The organism is Vibrio sp. Of7-15 (assembly GCF_022347565.1).
GTDB lineage: Bacteria > Pseudomonadota > Gammaproteobacteria > Enterobacterales > Vibrionaceae > NORP241.
The window spans coordinates 99,973-120,746 of record NZ_JAKRGH010000007.1; the positions used below are offsets into that span (position 1 = coordinate 99,973).

Sequence of the window (20,774 nt, forward strand, 5' to 3'; positions counted from 1 at the left end):
TTGTCTTTTTTAGTTTAAGCGTTTGTATTTTAATGTTTTGTTGGCTTTTAGTTCAGTGGGTAAAAAGACAGAATCGGCTGGCTTGGTTATTGCTCCCAGTAAAAACAAAGGAATGTTTAATTTGAGGGAGAAAATTGATGACAACATCCAAAGTGAGTTCTTGGGTTAAAAGTACGTGTGCTTATTGTGGTGTCGGATGTGGTATTGAAACAAAACTGACTGCGCAAGGGGAGGTTAAGGTACGTGGGGATGAATCTCACCCTGCGAATTTAGGGCGATTGTGCTCTAAAGGTTTGGCATTAGGGGAAACGGTGAGCCATGAAGGCCGATTACTCCACCCGATGATTGATGGTGAGCAAAAAGATTGGCCCCAAGCTTTGGAGCATGTAGCAACGTACTTTTCGAAAATCATTGCTGAGCATGGTCCGGACTCTGTTGCTTTTTATGTCTCAGGACAACTGCTTACGGAAGATTATTATGTGGCCAATAAACTGATGAAAGGCTTTATTGGTAGCGGAAATATAGATACTAATTCGCGTTTGTGTATGTCATCGACTGTGGCTGGACATAAACGAGCGTTTGGTTCCGATACCGTACCGGGCTGTTATCAAGATTTAGAGCTTGCAGATATGATTGTGATCACTGGATCCAACTTAGCTTGGTGTCATCCAGTATTGTACCAACGAATTAAGGCAGAGAAGGAGCGTCGTCCATCGTTGAATGTGGTGGTGATTGATCCGAGAACAACGAACACATGCGATATTGCAGATATGCATTTAGCCATAACACCAGACCGCGACATCACTTTGTTTAATGGATTGCTCAGTTATCTCGCTTATAGCAATCATATTGACCATACCTATATTCAAGAGCATACCGAAGGCTTAGATGCGGCCCTTGCTGCTGCTATTGGTGATTCAGGAAGTATTCCTGAGTTAGCGCAAGAGTTAGGGATCGAGGTGCAGGTATTGGATTCTTTTTATCGCGATTTTGCGGCAACCGAGAAAGTCGTGACGATCTATTCTCAAGGGATCAATCAATCCACGCAAGGCACAGATAAAGTAAATAGCATTTTAAACTGCCATTTGGTGACAGGTCGTATTGGTAAACCGGGCAGCAGTCCTTTTTCGGTTACTGGCCAGCCGAATGCTATGGGGGGAAGAGAAGTCGGTGGTTTAGCTAATACATTAGCAGCGCACATGGAGTTTGGTAACGAAAGGCACCACCAGTTAATTAGTGAGTACTGGCAAACTTCGAACCTGGCGACAAAGGCTGGCTTGAAAGCGGTGGAATTATTTGATGCGATTGAGAGTGGAAAAGTCAAAGCGGTATGGATCATGGCGACAAACCCAGTCGTTAGCTTGCCAAATTCCGATAAAATAAAACGAGCGTTAGAGCAATGCCCTTTAGTGGTTGTGTCGGACTGTATTGAAGATACTGATACCACTCGATGTGCCAATGTATTGCTTCCTGCTCAAGGTTGGAGTGAAAAGTCAGGAACCGTCACCAATTCAGAGCGACGGATTTCACGTCAACGTCGTTTATTACCAACTCCTGGAGAAGGAAAACCAGATTGGTGGATCATCTCAGAGGTGGCTAAAAAAATGGGTTTTTGTGATGGGTTTAATTATTTACATGAAGCCGACATTTTTTCTGAGTACGCCACAATGACGGGGCTGGGTAATGAAGTGAGCAGTAATGATGCTGGTGAAACTAGATTAACACGAGATTTAAATATCACGGGGTTGGCGCATTTAAGCCCTGAAGAGTATGCCAATATGACACCTCAGCAATGGCCTGTGCTTACCCAGCAAACCGAAGGAGTTGTCCATCAACGCCTTTTTTCGGATGGGAAATTCTTTACTCCGTCAGGGAAAGCACAGTTTATCGCGGTGAGGCAGAACAAATTATTAAATCAAAGCGGTGAACCATTTTCTTTAAACAGTGGACGTATTCGAGATCAGTGGCACACCATGACTCGAAGTGGCTTGTCAGCACGGCTTGGGGCACATTTACCTGAGCCTTTTGTTTCTATTCATCCTGACGACGCAAAAGCCAATGGGCTCTGTAAGGGGGATATTGCGACGATTTCCAGTGAAAGTGGCACAACTCAAGCTAGAGTCCATATCTCTTCACGTATGCGCTTAGGGCAGCTATTTATGCCTATTCATTGGAGCCAAACCACCTCAAGCAATGGGAAAGTGTGTCGTTTAGTTAATTCTGTAACCGATCCTATTTCAGGGCAGCCTGCATTTAAGTTGACCCAAGTGAAGATAAAACCATGGCGTTGTGCCAGTGAAGCAATGTTATTCAGTATACAGGCACTTGATTTGTCTAAAGTGGATTATTGGGTAAAGCAGAAGGTAAAAGGTGGGTATTTGTATCGCGTAGCCAGTTTGCTATCTCCTTTGCAATTACACGAGCAGCTTAAAGAGTATGACGAGTTTAATGGTGGCTGTGAGTTGGCTTTTTACAATGAAACGGAAGGCGAATACCGATGTCTCTATACTGACAAACAGCGTGTCCTCGGTGGATATATTATCGCGAAGAGCTTGCAACAACATGAGTTTGAATGGCTGCAAGAGCTGCTTGCGTCTGTGGTCGACTCTGCGATTGAATTATCTGTTTTTTCAGGGAAGGCCGAAAGCCGATTAGCCACGGGGAAAGTAGTTTGTGCGTGTAAACAGATTGGCGCAAATATTATAAAAGATGTGATCAGAGAGCAAAGTGTAGAAACCGTGGAAGATATTAAGCGCTGTACATCAGCAGGAACGGGTTGTGGCAGTTGTGTGTCAGAGTTGGAGCGTCTTTTAGAAGAGAGTCGTATTCCGGTATTGCTTTTTGGGTGATTTGAAAACAGGGGGGAATAAAAATAGTCTGCAAAAGCCAATGCAGACTATTTTTTTCAACATTACAAATTCATGAGATCCTGTAGTAAAGGTTCCACGTTTTGATAGTTGTACACTTCATTATTAACGGTAACAATTTCTGCTGATTGGAACTCTGTAGACTGTTTTAGCAGTTGTTCAGATACGTAACCAATCGCTTCTTCTGTACTTTCAAATAAGTTTAGTGTTGTGCCATCCTGCACAGTGCATTGCTTTAACAACATTAATGCTCCTTTATTCCTAGCCATAGAAATTAGATATTTTATTTTTTACTCAAGATAACAAATCTGAGCCGTTAGTATGTCAGCGTTTTGTTAGATTATTGTCAAGACTCCAACATGAGACAGATTATAGATCTAAAATCACCAATACGCCATACCATTTATTTGTACACTTTAATTGATTATAGTGTAACTAAATGTTTCTTTGTAGGTATGTGTTTGTGGGGACAGTAGCAAAAAGGGATGATACAAGTGCAAACAAAGGTGATTTAAGCCTAAAAGATCTGCTTTAGGCTTAATTCTTTAGATGAGGTAGATTGATTTTTGAATCTTAAAAAGAAATTAATTCTACATCAAAAATAAGTACAGACCTTGGTGTGATCGCTCCTGTAGAACTGTTGCCATACGCTAGATCACTTGGGATGAAGAAGCGTGTCTTTTCACCTTCAACCATTAATTGTAGCCCTTCTTGCCACCCTTTAATCACTTGGTTTAACTTAAATTCAATTGGTTGGCCGCGTTCGACAGAGCTATCGAAGACTGTACCGTCAATAAGTGTGCCATGATAATGCACTTTTACTTTTGTGGTTGCTGTTGGGTGTGAAGTGCCTGTTCCCGGCGTTAATACTTTGTATTGAAGTCCTGATTTTGTGACTTGGACCCCTTCTTTTTCTAAGTTTTGAGCCAGAAATTCTGTACCCAGTCGAATGTTTTCTTCGCCTACTTTCTTATTATTAAGAGTTGTGCGGATAAGAAAAAAAGCCAAAACAGCAATAATGAGTGGAAAGATAAATTTAGACACAGGGATCATCCATTAAATTAACAATGGGCGGAGTTTACTTGAAATATGCTTTAAGCGGTATCACCCATGTCTCTGCGTTGTTAAATAGGCAAAGAAAAATGATGGAAATGACCTTTGAAATAGATGGAGCAAATGGCCTACTGGGAAAGGAGTAGGCCAATAGGGAATTAATAATGTGACGTCATTACTGCTTATTTAGTAAATAGGTAATGGTGTTGGCAATATCTTGTGGGTTTTCATGAGCACTAACCTGGACTTGATATTTACCATTCACAATAAACGTTGGTACTGAACTGATGTTTGCGGCAACCGATGTTGCTTCAGCCTGCTTAAGCATCTCAAATAGGGCTTTTTGCTGAATTTCATCGAATTGATATGGGCTTAGTAATTTGCGATCGTTGAACGCTTTTTCTAGTATTGCACGTTGCTCTTTCGGTGTTTTGTCACCGTGATCTTGCACGACAGAAAATAAATCTTCCATGAACGTCGCATCAGGGTTGTGATTTAATTGCATGACAGCAGAGTAATAAATGAGCGCTGAAATTTGTGCGCTTTCATTGAATGTCACGTGTAATTTGTCGATGTCAGTGTTGGTGAAAGCTTTAATGTCTGGAATGAAGTCTTCCATGGAACGGCAGTGACCACACGAAAGAGAGAACACTTCAGTGACGGGTTGAATTGTACTTTGTGTGAGAGGTGCTGGGAGAGTGGTGTACTTACCACCTTCTTGAGGTTGCGTATTTTCACTGCATCCAACCAGAAGTAAAGCAGCAAAAAAAGTGGAACAAACAGTTTTAAAAATTAATTTCATGAATTGACTCACAGTAAGAAACAATTGCCCCTTTCCGTTATCAAAAATAGAAGTGCAATAACAGAAAGGTCTTTTAAGTTAGTAATGTATTGGAGCTTAGCTTGTAGTAAGAGTTCCTTCGGTACTTGAAAAACTTACTACGAAATAGAATGGTATAGTGAAAATGAGAGCTTGCCTACGATATGAATCAATATTATGTCATATCGAGCCAGCCTATTGCTTCGATAGGATTTCGATCAACTGATCGGCAGGCTGCGGGCGACAAAAGTAGTATCCTTGCATTTTGTGGCAGCCTAATTCAGATAGTTTGATCAGTTCTTCTTCCGTTTCGACCCCTTCTGCGACCAGAGTCACTCCCAGCTGCTGCGCGAGCTTAATAACTAAGACTATGATTCTTTCTGATGTTTTATTACTCAGCATATTTTGGACAAAAGTAGAGTCAATCTTAATACAGTCAATTTCATATTTATGGATGTAGTTTAAGCTTGAGTAGCCAGTTCCGAAATCATCTAGGGCGATCTTAAACCCTAAATGACGTAATTCAGACAAAGAGCCTTGTATGTCTTGGTTATCAGAAAGTAGAGTGCTTTCCGTGATTTCAATGATGAACTCTGAGGGATCAAAGCCGTAGCGGTAAATTTTTTCAAGGAGCTGACTTTGGTAGCTTTCAGGATCATTGAGCTCGTATGCAGAGCAGTTTACGTTTAGGTTAATAATATAGCCGAGTTTCTCTTCCATTTTCTTCTTGGCTTGAAATGCAAGTTCAACAATCAGCTCGCCTAATTCAATGACAAGGTTGTGTTCTTCAGCGGCAGCAATAAATTCGACAGGGCTGACAAAACCGAGAGTTTCATGGTTCCAACGGGTGAGCACTTCAAACTGTTGCCAGCGCTTTTCATGCATCCTGACAATGGGTTGTAGATAAACTTGAATGCCTGTTGGGTCTTTCAATTCATTACGTAAGTACTCTGCCACCAGAACATTACGATGATAAATTTTGTCCAGCCTATCGTCGTATACTTGAAAGGTGACTTGGGTATCTTGTTTACAATGTTTTAAGGCAATGTCTGCTTGTAAAATAAGCGTGTCAGGACCTTCTTGCTGGGTATTGTATTCCACTACTCCAGCACTGATAGCAAGATTAATGTGACGATTAGGATCTTGGAATCCTTGCTGAATATCACGTGAAATGTCGTGAAATAATTGCTCTGGGTTTGGGTGGCGAGTCAAAATGGCAAATTCATCTCCTCCAATCCGAAACGCCAGATCCGATGGTAACAAGTGATCTAGAATTTTGTCGGCGGTATAACAAATGACTTGATCGCCCACTAAGCTGCCATAGACGTTGTTGATCTCTTTGAACTTATCAAGATCGGCGAAGATCAAGGTAAAAGGCTGACTGTGGGCATTATTAATATAGTGCTGTAAATAGATGGAGAGGGAAGTGCGATTAAACAGCCCGGTTAAGGTGTCATGTTCCGCTTGAAAGCTCAATTGCTCTAATAAAGAGTGAGTTTGAGCCGTTAGCCATTTGCAACGCAGCTCGTGGATAATCACATTGGCCAGTACTTGGTGAAATTCAATCAGCTTATCCGTTTGTTTTGGCGGAGACTTAAAAGTAGAGATCAAAATGCCAAGGGTTTCATTTTTTTGGTTTTTTAGTGGAACGCCTAGGTATGTTTCTAGGTGGGAGTCTACGAGGAAAGCGTCATTAGGGAACTGGTTAAAGGCTTCTGTGGCATAAAAACAGTAGGCTGAATTCGTATCTAGGGCTTGTTTGCAGGGAGTATTATCGATGTCGTAGCAAATCGGCTCTTGAACTTGGCCGTCGGAAACGTAAGCAAGCGTACTGGCTAAGTTAGTCTCTTTATCAACCTCAACAATACAGGTACAAAAGCTTTGGAAATGATGGTGCAAAACCAGAGAGGTTTGCTCTAGTAATGGTGTGCCTGTTAGCTTAAGCAGCGAACTGAGCACGTCCAAAGATAGTGTTGAGTCTGGTTGTTGTACCACTTCCATAACATCCGGTTGTTCTTGGATTAATGTTAAATAAGTGTAATCCCAATTGCGTGTTTTAAGCAATAACTACTGGCTTTTTATTGAGTTAAATGTCTACTAGCACAGAAGAAATTTGGAATTACTTGCCAAGTGTCGGTTTACCTGTGTATAAGCTAAGATAATGTATATGCGTAACTTTATGTCATGGATTGAGTGTGTAAGTTACATAAACAGCGTGTAAGTTACATAAATAGGTAGCTTCACTGCCGATTTAGTAAGAGTGGACAGGATGTTATGATTAAAACAGCAGGTTTATTGGTTACGGGTGTTGTGTCATTGTTATTATCAGCGCCAATTCAAGCTCAGAATGAGAGTGAGCCGATTGTTGCAGCTGAGGGAGAGGCCGTTGCCCAAATTGTTAATGGTTCGATTGCTTCATTAAGTAATTATCCGTTTATGGCACGTTTGCTTTCGGAACAAAGAATTTCGTCGGGTATTTTGACTTTCTCATGTGGGGCAAGCGTATTAAATGAGCAATATATTTTAACAGCTGCTCACTGTGTTGATAATCCATCTAATAACCAGTATCTCGCTGTTGGAGTGAACGCTTTAAAAGATCAAGATTTTTTTTCCAATGAACGCGTTGCAGCAAAAGAGATCTATATTCATCCGAGCTATGATGGTTCTAGCGCTTCATTTTTACCTAATGATATCGCCATTATTAAGCTCAAAAGTGCATTACAAACAGTACCGAGCAGCGCTTATGTACAACTGGCTGATTCAACCGATGAAACTAGCTACCGAGCAGGATCTGCGGCAATGACGGTGATTGGTTACGGTGATACGCAATCAGGTATTGATGCCTCGAAATTTTTATTACAGACTACAGTGAATCATGTCGATACAGCAACCTGTCAGACGGTATGGTCTGGTGTTACGGACAAGCAGATTTGTACATCAGGTGCAGTGGGCAGCTCTGGCTTAAGTAACTCGAGCTGCCAAGGTGACTCGGGCGGGCCGCTATTGTGGCATGATGGGACAAACTATAAGCAAGCGGGTATTGTGAGTTTTGGGCCATTAACATGTGGTGATTCTTCCTTAGTGGCTCAGGCTGCGTTTACAGAAGTAAATGATTATGAAGCTTGGATTGCCAGCGTATTGGCGGGGACGGTTGCACCGAGTCAAGTGGTGGCAGATTTCAACACTGAATCGAATAATAACGGCGGTTCAGGCAGCAGTATGAGTTGGTGGGGGATACTATTCCTTTCTGGCTTAGCGTGGTTGCGTAGGCGATCGGGCTAATACTTTAATTATGAAAAATCTGTTTCTTACTAGAAGTAAATAAGGCCCTCACCTTAGTGAAAGTGAGGGCTTTATTATTTGGGATATTGTTTTACTTGAAAGTCGTTATGCGACCTCTTCTGCTATTTCATCTTCTAAATCGAACGAAGCAGCAATGAGTTTTTTGGTGTAATCGTGTTGTGGAGCATGGAAGATTTGCTCTGGTGTGCCTTGTTCCATGACGGTGCCTTTTTGCATTACCATAACTCGATCGGACAATGCTTTCACAACACTCAAGTCGTGACTGATGAAAATAAAACCAATGTTACGTCGTTTTTGGATGTCCTTAAGAAGGTCAATGACGGTGAGCTGTACAGATCGATCTAAGGCCGATGTTGGTTCATCTAATAAAATGAACGAAGGCTCAAGGATCAGCGCGCGAGCAATCGCAATACGTTGTCTTTGACCACCAGAAAACTCATGTGGGTAACGGTTGATTGAGTTTGGTGGTAAGCAGACTTCTTCCAGTGCTTTTTTCGCTTTACGTAATCGCTCTGGTCTGGTCATTTTCGGGTAGTGAACGGTCAGCCCTTCCGTAATGATTTCTCCAACAGTCATTCTCGGCGATAAAGATCCGTATGGGTCTTGGAAGACCATTTGAATATTGCGTTTGAGTGCTTTTTGTTCGGTAGGAGGAAGGTCTCTCATTTCTTGGCCGTTGAAGCGAATACTGCCAGAGGATGGAAGTAACCCAATAAGCCCACGGCCTAGGGTTGATTTCCCTGAGCCTGACTCTCCCACAATACCTAGAGTTTCCCCTTGTTTTAAATGCAGACTGATCCCTTTTACGGCATCAAAGTATTCATGCTTATTACCAAAGAAGCTGCTCTTAATTAAGTAACGAACCCAAACATCATCCGCTTCTAAGAGCATTGGAGCCTGTTCAGAAACTTTTTCTTTGCTGCCTGATGGTACAGAGTTGATCAGCATTTTTGTGTAGGCATGCTGTGGAGAAGAGAAAAGCGGCTCGGCATCCCCAGTTTCGACAACATCTCCTTTACACATCACCAATACGCGGTCGGCAAGGTGTTTAACCACCCCAAGATCATGGGTAATGAATAAGATGGCCATGCCCATTTTCTGTTGTATTTCTTTAATGAGGTTTAACACTTCAGCTTGAACGGTAACATCCAGTGCTGTGGTTGGCTCATCGGCGATGAGAATTTCAGGTTCATTAATGAGCGCCATCGCAATCATAATGCGCTGTAACTGGCCACCTGAAAATTCATGAGGGAATTTATTAAAGGATTGCTCAGGGTTTGGTAAATGCACTAACTCAAAAAGTTCAATAACCTTCTTCTTAGCATCAGAAGCATTGATTGTTCGATGGCAAGTTAAGGCTTCTGTTACCTGTCCGCCAACTCGCATGTATGGGTTTAAGGAGGTCATTGGCTCTTGGAAAATCATACCAATGCGATCACCACGAATATCTTGCATTTGCTTTTCTGAAAGCGACAGGATTTCTTTATCTTCAAAAATTACTTTGGAGTTGTCATGAATGATGGCATTAGGTGGAAGAAGCTGCATAACCGCGTTTGTTGAAACGGATTTACCTGAACCAGACTCACCAACAATGGCGAGGGTTTCCCCTTTATTAAGTGAGAAATTTACATTTTTAACTGCGTCAACAATACCGTCATTGGTTTTAAAACTAACGCTTAGGTTTTCTACTTTTAGTAGGGGCGTAGTTGTCATTTTTATATATCCTTTCAATAAATTAGCTAACTAGTCGAGAAGTGCTCATTTGGTATGGTGTTGCTTTTAAAGAACCAAAGTTATGGTGAGCTCGTTGTAGCATCTCTAAATGTTGTAGCCATTCTGGTTCGTCTTTTTTTGATTTGAAGAAAGCAATTAAATGGCTATAAAGCGAATCAATGCACTCTTCTAATGTGTTGGTTACGTTGGAAATGATCTCGCTGTCGTCCATCGCCCAAAATTGGTATTGGCCGTATACGGTGTTTAGGGTCTCATATGCTTGGTGGTGATAGCCAAGTTTATTCAATATTTCAGATTGGAAAACAGAAGCGTCTTTGAGCCCGCGGAGTAAGCAGCTAAATTGGCAAGGTTTTACATCTTCATCCTTCAGAGCGGTTTCGAGATGTGAAGGTAGATCCGTTAATACTTCTTTGAGCAAATATTGAGCATGAGACCAATGACCTTGTTGCATGAATTGTTCAGCTTGTAAGAATTTTGTCCAGCACTGTTGTAGATCCATCTCTGTACTCCTAACGCCACTTTGATTTATTGATGCTTCAATCAGTTGGACGAATTGTTAAATGTCTGTGTGATGCTTCTGTATGAATGGTTGTATTTAAATGAAACTTATTATCAATTGCAAATAATTATTGATTTTATTTGTTGTTAAGACAGAAAAGCAGCAGATTTATTGGCAACCTGAATTCTTTATTTATTAATTAATTCTTTCAATATAGCTGATGGTTATAATCAATTGGATTCATTTAACTTTGATTTGTACACTGGGATAGTTGAAATAAAATAAGGCGCATATGGCATGGCACTCACTATTTCGAATTTACGTTCGGGGTTGGAAGACCCTCGTAGCCAGTCTTTAAATCATGTTCTGCATACAGGAGAACATTTAACGTTATCTGGGCGATCAGGGTGTGGGAAATCGAGTTTATTATTGGTATTAGCGGGTTTGCTTCCGATTGAAAGTGGTTCTTTTCAATGGCAGAACAGAGAAATCACCGTAAGTAATTTAGTGTGGTGGCGGCAGCAGTTTTGTTATTTGCCTCAAACGCCAGTCATGGGAATTGAATCTGAAACCATACAAGATGCATTGTGGTTACCATGGACAATGAACGCGATACATAGCGCATCGCCAACTGCATCGGCATGTCTAGAGGCATTGGACCGTGTGGGCTTGGCTATGTCGCTAAATCATAGTGTTGATGCGCTTTCTGGTGGTGAAAAGCAAAGAGTAGCCATTGCACGAGCTTTATTAATGAACCGTCCGTTATGGCTGTTGGATGAGCCAACGTCTGCACTTGATCCTCAGAGTCGTGATCACATTATGATGCTACTGCATCGTTTAAAAGTGACTTGTGTGTCGGTATCACACGATCCTGTCTGGCTAGCCGACAGTGACTATCAGCACATCATTGAGGCCATTGATGAATAGTTCTCTGGAGATCAGCGCTTTTGCTTTAGTTGGCTTTTATCTACTCTTGTTGTTACCTGTTGGGCTTTTTGCTCGTTGGCAGTTAGGACTAAATCGACACTTAGTTTCATCGGTACTACGGATGACACTGCAACTGGCGGTGGTTGGCTTTTATCTTCAGGTATTATTTAACTATCAGAATCCTATATTAAATGGCAGTTGGTTGTTTGTGATGGTGCTGGTAGCCAGTTACAGTATTTGTCAGCGTGCTAAGCTACCCGCTAAAAAGGTATTGCTTGCAACATTCTCAGGGCAGTTACTGGGTGTACTTGTCGTTGTGCCCCTTTTACTTATTGTTGTGGTGCAAGCTCAGCCGTGGTGGCAAGCACAATATTTGATCCCCATCACAGGTATGTTGCTAGGCAATTGCTTGACTGTGAATATTCTTGCACTGGAACGCTGGTACAGCACGCTGAAACAGCAAAAGAATGAGCATGAGTTTTACGTTTCTCTTGGAGCAGTAAATCCAAGCTTACCGTTCATTAAATCTTCAGTGCGTGCAGCATTAACGCCTCAGTTGGCTTCTATGGCCACACTAGGGATCGTTAGCTTACCTGGGATGATGACAGGGCAAATCCTTGGCGGCACAGAACCTCTTTTGGCTGTGAAATATCAGTTACTTATCATGGTGGCCATTTTTATTGCAGGGTCTGTCTCAGTTATCAGTAGTCTAGCTATAATTAAATGTATGGCATTTGATGCTTATGGGCGTCTAATTATTTGATTTATATATGTGCGCATATTGCATATATATGATATTAACCACATAAAATAAAATGTTTAAATGGTATAAAGGTCGATAATTAGTGATGAACAAAGTTTGAACAAGGAGCAACTTTTTTCATGGTTTCGGCATGGATGCGATTTAGAGCAATCTTTCATTCTCTTACGATTAGAACTCAGCTTTCCACTTTTATCTTTCTGCCCTTATTGGCTATTTTAGCATTTGGAGGCATGCAGATTGGTCATAACTATGAGCAGTGGGATGCTGCTCGTTCTAATCAGAAATCAGTTCATGCTATGGAAGTACTGAGCCAGCTTCTTGATCAGTTACAAGTAGAAAGAGCCTTATCTGCTGGGTATGTGGCATCAAAAGGTGGGTTCTTTGCTTTGGACCTGCCAACTCAAAGGGTGCGCACGGATGATGCTATTCATGAGTTTACTGCTTTGCAAAAGCAGCTGACGTTAGATTTTGTGCCTCGTTTACCGCAATCCGCTTCCATTGGTATTGAGCAGACTCGCTATCGCATTGATGCGTCTATTTCAGCGTTAAAAACCCAAAGAGAAGACATTGATTTATTAAAAGACATGGACTTCTTTTCCTATTATTCCCAATTGAATAATGATTTGCTCTTATTGGTTGAGCAATTACAAGTTCAATCCGAAGATATTGTCTTACCAGAATACCACCGTGATTTATTGAATTTATTATGGGTTCAAGAGCATGCGGCTCAAGAGAAAGGCAAAATTAATGGGGTGTTTTCAGCTGAAGCGTTCAACATTACGGATTTTCAAGAAATTGGTCGTTATATCGCAGGGCAGGAATCCCTCATAATTACTTTTTTCAGCTCAGCCAATAAAGATCATCAAACGCTGTTGGCTGAATTACTCGATGATCCTGTAGTAGCACAAGTTGACAGTATTCGTAGCCAAGCGAAGAAGAAACTTCATCAATATGAATTGCTCAATGCCATTCGAAAGCAAATTGGTTACGGCGGTCTGATCCATAACTTTAAAAACTATGTAATTCGTGGTGAGCAGAAGTACGCCGATAACTTTCAGCAGCAGTTAGGTGTTGTATTTAATATTATCGAGAAGTTTGAAAATACACATCGTGATAACGCTATTAACCAGAAAGCCCTATACGCCATTAAACAAACGTTTATCGAATACCAAGAAAAAATGGCAATGGCGATTGAATTAAAAAAGCAGAATCAAGATGTAGAAAGCATTGATCGTTTAGTTAGGATCACGGATGACCAGGCGCTATCCGCCATTGTGCATTTAGAAGGGGAAAGTGCTCAGCTTAACACCGAACAATGGTGGGAGGCGGCTTCTCAGCGCATTGCAATCTTTAAGCGTGTTAGTTTTCATATCCTTGAAACCATGCAGCATAAAGCCAATGAACTTGAAGCCAGTAATGCAAATAAGCTTATGCTGACCTTCTTTTTTTTCCTTATTACGTTATTAATTACTGTATTTGTTGGCTTTTTACTGTGGCAGCGAATTGTTGGGAAAATCAAAGCCATTGCCACGGCGATGAAAAACATGCAAAAAACCCGTGATTTTGATAAGTACCTAGAAGTGTCGGGGAATGACGAAATTGCTCAAATGGCCTCAGCTTACAACAGCATGTTAGATGAAAGAAAAGAATCTAATCGATTGTTTGTATTGTCTGCTGCCGTTTTTGAACATGCTACCGAAGCCATTATGATCACTAATAATAGTAATGTGATTGAAGTGGTTAATCCCGCTTTTACGAAAATTTCGGGATATTCCGCAGAAGAGGTGATGGGTAAAACCCCAGCGGTGTTAAAGTCAGGCCGCCAAGACAGCGCTTTTTATAAGAGAATGTGGGATACCCTAGTTGAGAAAGATTGCTGGGAAGGAGAAATTTGGAATAAGCGTAAAAATGGTGATATTTACCCGGAATACTTGTCGATAAGTGTAGTGAAAGACTCGGAGGGTCAAATCACTCAATTTATTAGCATGTTCAGTGACATTACTAAGCGTAAAAAGTATGAACAGAACATCTGGTATCAGGCCAATTTTGATCAATTAACTGGGTTACCTAACCGAAAGTATTGTATGGAGCGTCTGTTTGAAGAGATCCAAGATGCAGCCAGAAATGAAGCGCAAGTTGGATTGATGTTCCTAGACTTGGATCGTTTTAAATTAATTAATGACACTCTAGGGCACACGGCTGGCGATGAATTATTACAGTTAGTTGCTACGAGACTACGTTTGTGTTTGCGTGAAGATGACATTGTGGCTCGAATTGGTGGTGATGAATTTGTGGCGATTTTGCCAAACATTAAAAATCGATTAGAAGTGGAACGTGTGGCTCAAAAGGTGATTGCTTTACTTTCTAATTCTTTCACTTTAGGGCAGCACTACGAATCCGTTGTTTCGACCAGTATTGGCATGACCTTGTTTCCTCAAGATGGCACATGTGTAGAAACCTTATTGCGCAATGCAGATACAGCCATGTATCAAGCGAAAGATGAAGGTCGTAATACCTACCGATTTTACAGTGAACAAATGAACATTGATGTGGTTAACCGTATGCAGCTTGAACAAGATTTACGGCGGGCCATTACAAATCATGAATTTCAATTGTATTACCAGCCTATCGTGTCATTAAAAACGGGGGCGATCGTCGGAGCTGAAGCCTTGATCCGCTGGCTTCACCCTGATAAAGGTTTAATATTTCCAGATACATTTATTGGTATTAGTGAAGAGACTGGCTTGATTGAACCCATTGGTGAGTGGGTTATTCATCAGGCATTAGAAGACTTAAGACGTTGGCATGATATGGGGCATGTGATTTCGGTATCGGTGAATGTATCTAGTCGTCAGTGCACTCACAATCGTGATAAAAAATTAGATGAAATTGTCACAAGTAAACTCCAAAATACCAACATCAATCCAGATTATTTTCACATCGAAATGACGGAAAGTGTATTACTCGGTGAAGATAAAGCCGGAGTGGATATGATCAAATGTTTACGTGATATGGGCGTTGCTATTCACATGGATGATTTTGGTACGGGTTATTCTTCGTTGAGCTATTTAAAACGTTTCCCGCTTGATGTTATTAAAATTGATCGAAGTTTTGTTGATGGAGTGCTCAATGACCAATCCGATGCGAGTTTAGTTGAAGCAGTTATCACCTTAGGGCATAACTTAAATTTACGTATCGTCGGTGAGGGAATCGAATCTAAAGAGCATTATGACTATTTAAAACAGCTTGGATGTGATTTTGGCCAAGGTTATTATATGGCTAAGCCCTTGCCATTTAAGCAGTTTGTTGCCTTGTTGGAAGAGTCCCCTCATGCATTTGTCCCCGCTATTGAGTTTGGTTAATCCTCTTTTTAATGGGGGTATTGTGAGTTAGTGGTTTTTTTCTTTCGGCAGTTCTGATACAAAGCCTGCCTGCTGATGAAAAGAGCCTGATAATGAGAATATTCCAACAAGATGCAACCGAATGGTTAGCTTCCCTTCCTGATGCAAGCGTGGATTTGTTAATTACAGATCCACCTTACGAATCTTTAGAAAAACATCGCTCAGTCGGAACGACGACTCGTCTTAAGCAAAGCAAGGGCTCTAGCAATCAGTGGTTTGATATTTTTCCAAACCAACGCTTTGATGAGTTTTTTGAGCAAGTCTATCGAGTGATGAAAAAGAACACGCATTTTTACTTGTTCTGCGATCAAGAAACCATGTTTGAGATTAAGCCTATGGCGGAAAAGGCTGGTTTTAAATTTTGGAAGCCAATCGTGTGGGATAAAGTGGCCATTGGAATGGGTTACCACTACCGCGCTCGTTATGAATTTATTCTCTTTTTTGAAAAAGGGAAACGTAAACTTAATAACTTAGGCATTCCTGACGTATTGCAACAAAAGCGTGTTTGGCGCGGGTATCCAACGGAAAAACCAGTGCCATTGTTAGAAATACTGATTGAGCAAAGTAGTGAGCCAGGTGAGTTAGTTATTGATCCCTTTTTTGGTTCTGGCTCCACGCTGGTGGCAGCAGAGATGCTGGAAAGAAAGGCGATGGGATCAGACATTTCTGATGGTGCTCACCAGCATTTGATTAGTCGGTTAAATAAATAGAGAAAGTGATGGCAAAACCCAATAAAAAAGGCCCGACGTCGACCGTAGATGTGTATTGCGCTAAGTGTCGTACTCAATTATTTAAGTATCGTAAAGGGGGTAAGGGATCGTTGGTTAAATGCTTTAAAGAAAGGATCACGGTTGATTTTACGACTGAGCCTTGTCAGTGTCCTAATTGCAATACTGTGTTTGCGCGAGATACTTTAGTAAGAGGCACACCCGCGTTTAAAATGATTGGTGGTAAAGTTACATCCAAATAGCATTAAAATGATGTAGGAAACCCCTTAGGCTTTTCATGAAAGATTACTCTTCGGATTCAACCTAGGTTAGAGCAACTATAATCAACATTACAAATACAGACGGTTTGTTTTGTTTGGCTTAGTTAGCTGTTCTAGGTTGAAGAAGGAATAAAAACAATGAAGCTGATTGTTTTTTTGGTTGTGTTCTATTCCGTGGCATCATCAGTGCACGCAAAAACGCTGATACTCGCGTATGAATCGAAACCTAACCCCCCTTATTATTATGGCGATGGCCCTCATTTAGAATCAGACACTCCAGGGGTAACCATTGAAGTTCTTCATCGGGTTGCTGAGCGGTTTGACATTGAATTTAAGTTTAAACGAATGACATGGGTTCGGGTATTGGATGCGGTTCGAGCAAACCAAGTCGATGGCATTTTTCATGGTAGCTTCAAGCCTGAACGTATGAAAATAGGGGTGTACCCTATGCTGGATAGTCAGCCGGATCCTACCCGCCAAATCATGAGCCAATCCTATTATCTTTATAAGAGAAAAGGTGCCCCAATTGAATGGGATGGGAGCAAGTTTCATCAAATAACGGGACCGATTGGGATCACTCGTGGCTATTCGATTACCTATGATTTAACCGCAATGGGTATCGAATACGAAGAAAGTGTTTCACAATATGTTGGTTTGAAAAAATTACAGGTCGATCGAGTTGCTGGTATGGTGGATTTAGAAGGGATCACTGATCCAAAGCTGCAATTATATCAAGACGAATTTACTGACGTTATCAAAGTTAGCCCGCCAGTAAAAAGCAAACCTTATTATCTGATTTTTTCACACCAGTTTTATTCCGAAAATACAGAGTTAGCTGAAGCTATCTGGCAGGAAATTAAAGCCATTCGATCGTCAGAGGAATATGGCAATATATCTAAGAAATACTTACGCGACTGAAAATAGAGGCATTAAAAGAAGAAAATTATTTTAAGAATTGGAGTAACGCGCCGATACTTATATAAATAATTAATCTTAATCAGGAAAACCTAATGCATAAACAGATGGCCCTAATGGGTGTTTTATTGCTATCCGGCTGCAGTACCAGCTCATCTATGCTTGATGTCGCCCCCGCATACCCACCAATTCCTGGTTTTGAGTTCTCTTCAGCGTCAGGAGTTCCTCAGACTAGAATGATGGCTTCCAACACGGTTGTTGAAGAGCCCGAACCCAAAGTACTTGGTCCTTATGGCCAGCTACGTAATCAAAGTATGATCGATTTAGCGGCTGAGCTAAGAAGGCAGGGGATTCCTTTTCGTTATGATGGCGATAACGAACAAGTGTTAATGATATTAGAAAAAATTCGGTTTAATACCAGTTCCTCTAAGCTTGGTATGGACGGAAAAGCGACGTTAAATCAGTTAGCGAATATTATTCGCCCTTTAAATGATCTCGTGGTGGTCATTGATGGTCATACGGATGATATTGGTAATGAAATGATGAATTTTCCATTGTCTGAAAAGCGAGCCAGTACCGTTCGGTATCATTTGCTGCAGCAGCACCTAGACCCTGAAAACATTTATTCGCGAGGTTTTGGTGAACACACACCAGCTTGTGACAATGGTAGTTCTGTTGGCCGTCAATGTAATCGACGTGTAGAAATTACTTTCATTGGTCAGGATTAACATGGATAACATTAAAAATCAGTCACTGCTGTCTTGCTTGGTTAATAAGAATCATCAGGATGCCATCGCTGTGGTCAACCCTGCGACCGGAGAAATACTTGGGTACGTTGCATCAGACACCAGCAGCGATATTCAGCAAGTGATTGATAATGCTCATCAGGCACAAAAAGAGTGGCGAACGTTACCTGCCAAAGAACGTTCTGAACGTTTGCAGCACTGGTATCAACTTTTACTGGAAAACAAAGAAGATCTCGCGTTATTAATGACCTTGGAGCAAGGTAAACCGTTAGCCGAATCAATAGGTGAAGTGAAGTACGGGGCTTCGTTTGTACAGTGGTTCGCTGAAGAAGCAAAGCGAGCTTACGGGGAAACCATTCCTGCTCCAAGTGGTGATAAACGCATTATGACCATGAAGCAGCCCGTTGGGGTTGCCGCTGCGATTACGCCTTGGAATTTTCCTCTTGCCATGATCACTCGTAAGGCAGCACCAGCTTTAGCGGCGGGGTGTGCTTTTATTGTTAAGCCAGCCGTTCAAACGCCTTTATCTGCGTATGCAGCTGTTGAGCTGGCCTATCAAGCTGGGATCCCACGTGAGTTGTTAAGTGTGGTTAATAGCTCTGACGCAGCCATGGTAGGGCAGCTGTTTTGTAGTCACCCTAAAGTGGCAAAGCTGTCTTTTACTGGCTCAACTCGGGTTGGAAAAATACTATTAAGCCAAAGTGCGCAAACTGTTCAAAAGGTATCGATGGAGCTTGGCGGTAATGCGCCATTCATTGTTTTTGATGATGCAGATATTGATAAAGCCGTACAAGGAGCCGTTGCATCTAAATTTCGTAATGCGGGCCAAACTTGTGTGTGTGCGAATCGTTTTTATGTTCAAGAACGAGTGTATGACGATTTTGTGACTAAGTTTGTTGCCGCTGTAGAGCAGCTCAATGTGGGGAATGGATTAGAATCCGATACCGATATTGGCCCTATTATTGATGATGTAGCTAAAAAGAACATTACAGAGATCGTTAATATTGCACGTTTACAGGGCGCAGTGCAGGCTTCAAAACCTCGCGAGCAGAGCGGGTTGTTTTTGGATCCAGTTGTACTAACGAATGTCACTCAGGGGATGGATATTGTTCAACAAGAAATTTTTGGCCCTGTGGCCCCTGTTATTAAGTTCAGTGAAGACGACGAGTTGATCAAATTAGCGAACGATACGGTGTATGGCCTCGCTTCTTATTTTTATAGCAACGATATTAATCGTGTGTGGAAAATTGCAGAGGCACTTGAATATGGCATGGTTGGGGTTAATGAAGGCATTATATCAACGGAAGTTGCGCCATTTGGTGGCGTGAAAGAATCTGGTATTGGCCGTGAAGGTGCTAAACAAGGTTTAGAAGAGTATTTAGAGACGAAATACCTTTGCTTTGGTGGTCTAAATTAACCGTTACCGTCGCTAAGGTTGAAGGGTAATTCTCTCCACTAGACTCCGTATTACCAACTGATTATCTATTCAATATGTTGATATAGCTATCTAATTCAAATTTTTATTTTGTAGGAATACGGGGTTAAGGCATTAAAGTGTTGCTGGTGTGTTAACTTTTCAGGCTGATGTACCAATACCCTCCTATTAGGGATAATACCTGTAATAACTCTATTTTTTAGTTAATATACATTATTTGTGGTGAATGTTAACTGCATTACAGGGAATAAATTGAAAGTCAAAAGTTAGAATTACCTCAATACAACAGGAAAGTTAAATAAATGTTGAGGTAATGCATGGCCAATGTAGCTTGCGATTTAGTTGAAATGCATAATGAATTAAAACCGCATACGGCATCCACCGTATTGATGGTTCCACCAGTGCATTTTAAGTTTAATGCTGAAACCAGCGCTGATAACGAATTTCAACACACCACGTCTTTAAGTGACGAGCAAGTACGCAAACAAGCTCTGGAAGAGTTTAATGCGATGGTGGCATCCCTACGTTCTAATGACGTAGAAGTAATCGTGATGGATTACCCAGAGTCAGATGTAGAAACACCAGATGCTGTTTTCCCTAATAACTGGTTTAGTACCACACCGGAAGGAGATTTGTTCTTCTTCCCTATGGCTTGCCCAAATCGTCGTAATGAAGTGCGAAGTGAGCTTATTCAGTCTTACTTTCAGCAAAGTGGTAAACATGTAAAGCAAGTTCGTACGTTAGCGGATGCTAATGATGGGGCATTTTTAGAAAGTACGGGTGTGATGATCATGGATCATCGCAACGACACGATTTATGCAGCACTTTCTACACGCTGCGATCGTGAACTGCTAGAAGAGTATGCTGAACTTAACAATGTTTCTCGGGTCATCAGTTTCCAAACGACTTTGCCATCAGGCAGCCCGATTTATCATACGAATGTCATGATGGCGATTGGTGAGTCTTTCTGTGTCGTTTGTGATGAAATCATTCCTGAGTTTGAACGTCGATATGTCTTGAAGCAGTTGGGTCGTACGAAAGAAGTTATTTCAATCAGCCTTGATCAAATGAACAAATTTTGTGGCAATCTACTACAAATTGAAAATAGCAAAGGCGAGAAGTTGATAGCCATGTCTCTTTCGGCATTCAATGCGTTTACCGATGAACAAAAAGAGGTTTTATCTCGTCACGGAAAACTTCTTCCGTTTGATGTTTCTACTATTGAGACCATCGGTGGTGGCAGTGTACGTTGTATGCTAGGTGAAGTTTTCCTACCAACTAAGTAATTCGTACAAATGCTGTCACTGAAGGGAGATGTATTTC

Annotated in this window: 17 protein-coding genes; 11 read left to right on the forward strand and 6 right to left on the reverse strand. The window is 41.3% G+C overall.

The genetic code is table 11. The features are described from left to right. Positions 1 to 137 precede the first annotated feature (137 nt). Positions 138 to 2,849: a nitrate reductase gene (locus MHO82_RS10170; protein WP_239183834.1), complete on the forward strand. Its 2,712-nt coding sequence runs from the start codon at positions 138 to 140 to the stop codon at positions 2,847 to 2,849. Between the two features lie 62 nt (positions 2,850 to 2,911). Here MHO82_RS10170 and MHO82_RS10175 read toward each other — a convergent pair whose 3' ends face one another. The 4 genes from MHO82_RS10175 to MHO82_RS10190 all read right to left on the reverse strand — a co-directional run bounded on the left by MHO82_RS10175 (position 2,912) and on the right by MHO82_RS10190 (position 6,804). Beyond that, positions 2,912 to 3,112 (reverse strand): hypothetical protein, encoded by a 201-nt coding sequence (locus tag MHO82_RS10175; RefSeq protein WP_239183835.1) that lies wholly within the window; start codon positions 3,110 to 3,112, stop codon positions 2,912 to 2,914. Between the two features lie 328 nt (positions 3,113 to 3,440). Continuing rightward, positions 3,441 to 3,911 carry an FKBP-type peptidyl-prolyl cis-trans isomerase gene (locus MHO82_RS10180; protein ID WP_239183836.1) on the reverse strand — a complete coding sequence of 157 codons (471 nt, stop codon included), beginning with the start codon at positions 3,909 to 3,911 and terminating at the stop codon, positions 3,441 to 3,443. 184 nt (positions 3,912 to 4,095) lie between these two features. After that, positions 4,096 to 4,722, reverse strand: a complete 627-nt coding sequence (locus MHO82_RS10185) for a thiol:disulfide interchange protein DsbA/DsbL (protein WP_239183837.1) — start codon at positions 4,720 to 4,722, stop codon at positions 4,096 to 4,098. 213 nt (positions 4,723 to 4,935) lie between these two features. After that, complete coding sequence (locus MHO82_RS10190; protein WP_239183838.1) at positions 4,936 to 6,804, reverse strand: bifunctional diguanylate cyclase/phosphodiesterase; 1,869 nt, start codon at positions 6,802 to 6,804, stop codon at positions 4,936 to 4,938. Between the two features lie 210 nt (positions 6,805 to 7,014). On the opposite strand from MHO82_RS10190, the gene MHO82_RS10195 reads away from it, so the two are divergent. Next, positions 7,015 to 8,022, forward strand: coding sequence for a trypsin-like serine protease (locus MHO82_RS10195; RefSeq protein ID WP_239183839.1), 1,008 nt, complete (start codon positions 7,015 to 7,017; stop codon positions 8,020 to 8,022). Between the two features lie 105 nt (positions 8,023 to 8,127). Here the strand turns inward: MHO82_RS10195 and MHO82_RS10200 are convergent, their stop codons facing one another. Then, positions 8,128 to 9,756 carry an ABC transporter ATP-binding protein gene (locus MHO82_RS10200; RefSeq protein WP_239183840.1) on the reverse strand — a complete coding sequence of 543 codons (1,629 nt, stop codon included), beginning with the start codon at positions 9,754 to 9,756 and terminating at the stop codon, positions 8,128 to 8,130. Between the two features lie 22 nt (positions 9,757 to 9,778). After that, positions 9,779 to 10,276 carry a hypothetical protein gene (locus MHO82_RS10205; protein WP_239183841.1) on the reverse strand — a complete coding sequence of 166 codons (498 nt, stop codon included), beginning with the start codon at positions 10,274 to 10,276 and terminating at the stop codon, positions 9,779 to 9,781. A gap of 297 nt (positions 10,277 to 10,573) precedes the next feature. Between MHO82_RS10205 and MHO82_RS10210 the strand changes: the two genes are divergently transcribed. The 9 genes from MHO82_RS10210 to MHO82_RS10250 all read left to right on the forward strand — a co-directional run bounded on the left by MHO82_RS10210 (position 10,574) and on the right by MHO82_RS10250 (position 20,737). Then, the gene (locus MHO82_RS10210; RefSeq protein WP_239183842.1) at positions 10,574 to 11,203 is read left to right on the forward strand and encodes an ATP-binding cassette domain-containing protein; all 630 of its coding nucleotides are present in this window, start codon (positions 10,574 to 10,576) and stop codon (positions 11,201 to 11,203) included. After that, entirely contained in the window at positions 11,196 to 11,966 is a 771-nt protein-coding gene (locus tag MHO82_RS10215; RefSeq protein ID WP_239183843.1) for an ABC transporter permease, read from the forward strand. The genes MHO82_RS10210 and MHO82_RS10215 overlap by 8 nt, the downstream gene beginning before the upstream one ends. Positions 11,967 to 12,085: 119 nt before the next feature. After that, positions 12,086 to 15,328, forward strand: a complete 3,243-nt coding sequence (locus MHO82_RS10220; protein ID WP_239183844.1) for an EAL domain-containing protein — start codon at positions 12,086 to 12,088, stop codon at positions 15,326 to 15,328. A gap of 92 nt (positions 15,329 to 15,420) precedes the next feature. Then, positions 15,421 to 16,077, forward strand: a complete 657-nt coding sequence (locus tag MHO82_RS10225) for a site-specific DNA-methyltransferase (RefSeq protein ID WP_239183845.1) — start codon at positions 15,421 to 15,423, stop codon at positions 16,075 to 16,077. 8 nt (positions 16,078 to 16,085) lie between these two features. After that, positions 16,086 to 16,337, forward strand: coding sequence for a hypothetical protein (locus tag MHO82_RS10230; protein ID WP_239183846.1), 252 nt, complete (start codon positions 16,086 to 16,088; stop codon positions 16,335 to 16,337). Positions 16,338 to 16,493: 156 nt separating this feature from the next. Continuing rightward, positions 16,494 to 17,273, forward strand: coding sequence for a transporter substrate-binding domain-containing protein (locus MHO82_RS10235; protein WP_239183847.1), 780 nt, complete (start codon positions 16,494 to 16,496; stop codon positions 17,271 to 17,273). Between the two features lie 92 nt (positions 17,274 to 17,365). Continuing rightward, complete coding sequence (locus MHO82_RS10240; protein ID WP_239183848.1) at positions 17,366 to 17,998, forward strand: OmpA family protein; 633 nt, start codon at positions 17,366 to 17,368, stop codon at positions 17,996 to 17,998. Position 17,999: 1 nt separating this feature from the next. After that, entirely contained in the window at positions 18,000 to 19,433 is a 1,434-nt protein-coding gene (locus MHO82_RS10245) for an NAD-dependent succinate-semialdehyde dehydrogenase (protein ID WP_239183849.1), read from the forward strand. Positions 19,434 to 19,768: 335 nt separating this feature from the next. After that, positions 19,769 to 20,737, forward strand: a complete 969-nt coding sequence (locus MHO82_RS10250) for an arginine deiminase-related protein (protein WP_239183850.1) — start codon at positions 19,769 to 19,771, stop codon at positions 20,735 to 20,737. Positions 20,738 to 20,774: the final 37 nt, after the last annotated feature.

Coding starts and splice junctions, on each gene's coding strand:
- MHO82_RS10235 (WP_239183847.1), top strand. CDS start 16,494: ATGAAGCTGATTGTTTTTTTGGTTGTGTTCTATTCCGTGGCATCATCA.
- MHO82_RS10220 (WP_239183844.1), top strand. CDS start 12,086: ATGGTTTCGGCATGGATGCGATTTAGAGCAATCTTTCATTCTCTTACG.
- MHO82_RS10175 (WP_239183835.1), bottom strand. CDS start 3,112: ATGTTGTTAAAGCAATGCACTGTGCAGGATGGCACAACACTAAACTTA.
- MHO82_RS10225 (WP_239183845.1), top strand. CDS start 15,421: ATGAGAATATTCCAACAAGATGCAACCGAATGGTTAGCTTCCCTTCCT.
- MHO82_RS10185 (WP_239183837.1), bottom strand. CDS start 4,722: ATGAAATTAATTTTTAAAACTGTTTGTTCCACTTTTTTTGCTGCTTTA.
- MHO82_RS10240 (WP_239183848.1), top strand. CDS start 17,366: ATGCATAAACAGATGGCCCTAATGGGTGTTTTATTGCTATCCGGCTGC.
- MHO82_RS10250 (WP_239183850.1), top strand. CDS start 19,769: ATGGCCAATGTAGCTTGCGATTTAGTTGAAATGCATAATGAATTAAAA.
- MHO82_RS10210 (WP_239183842.1), top strand. CDS start 10,574: ATGGCACTCACTATTTCGAATTTACGTTCGGGGTTGGAAGACCCTCGT.
- MHO82_RS10200 (WP_239183840.1), bottom strand. CDS start 9,756: ATGACAACTACGCCCCTACTAAAAGTAGAAAACCTAAGCGTTAGTTTT.
- MHO82_RS10215 (WP_239183843.1), top strand. CDS start 11,196: ATGAATAGTTCTCTGGAGATCAGCGCTTTTGCTTTAGTTGGCTTTTAT.
- MHO82_RS10205 (WP_239183841.1), bottom strand. CDS start 10,276: ATGGATCTACAACAGTGCTGGACAAAATTCTTACAAGCTGAACAATTC.
- MHO82_RS10230 (WP_239183846.1), top strand. CDS start 16,086: ATGGCAAAACCCAATAAAAAAGGCCCGACGTCGACCGTAGATGTGTAT.
- MHO82_RS10170 (WP_239183834.1), top strand. CDS start 138: ATGACAACATCCAAAGTGAGTTCTTGGGTTAAAAGTACGTGTGCTTAT.
- MHO82_RS10245 (WP_239183849.1), top strand. CDS start 18,000: ATGGATAACATTAAAAATCAGTCACTGCTGTCTTGCTTGGTTAATAAG.
- MHO82_RS10195 (WP_239183839.1), top strand. CDS start 7,015: ATGATTAAAACAGCAGGTTTATTGGTTACGGGTGTTGTGTCATTGTTA.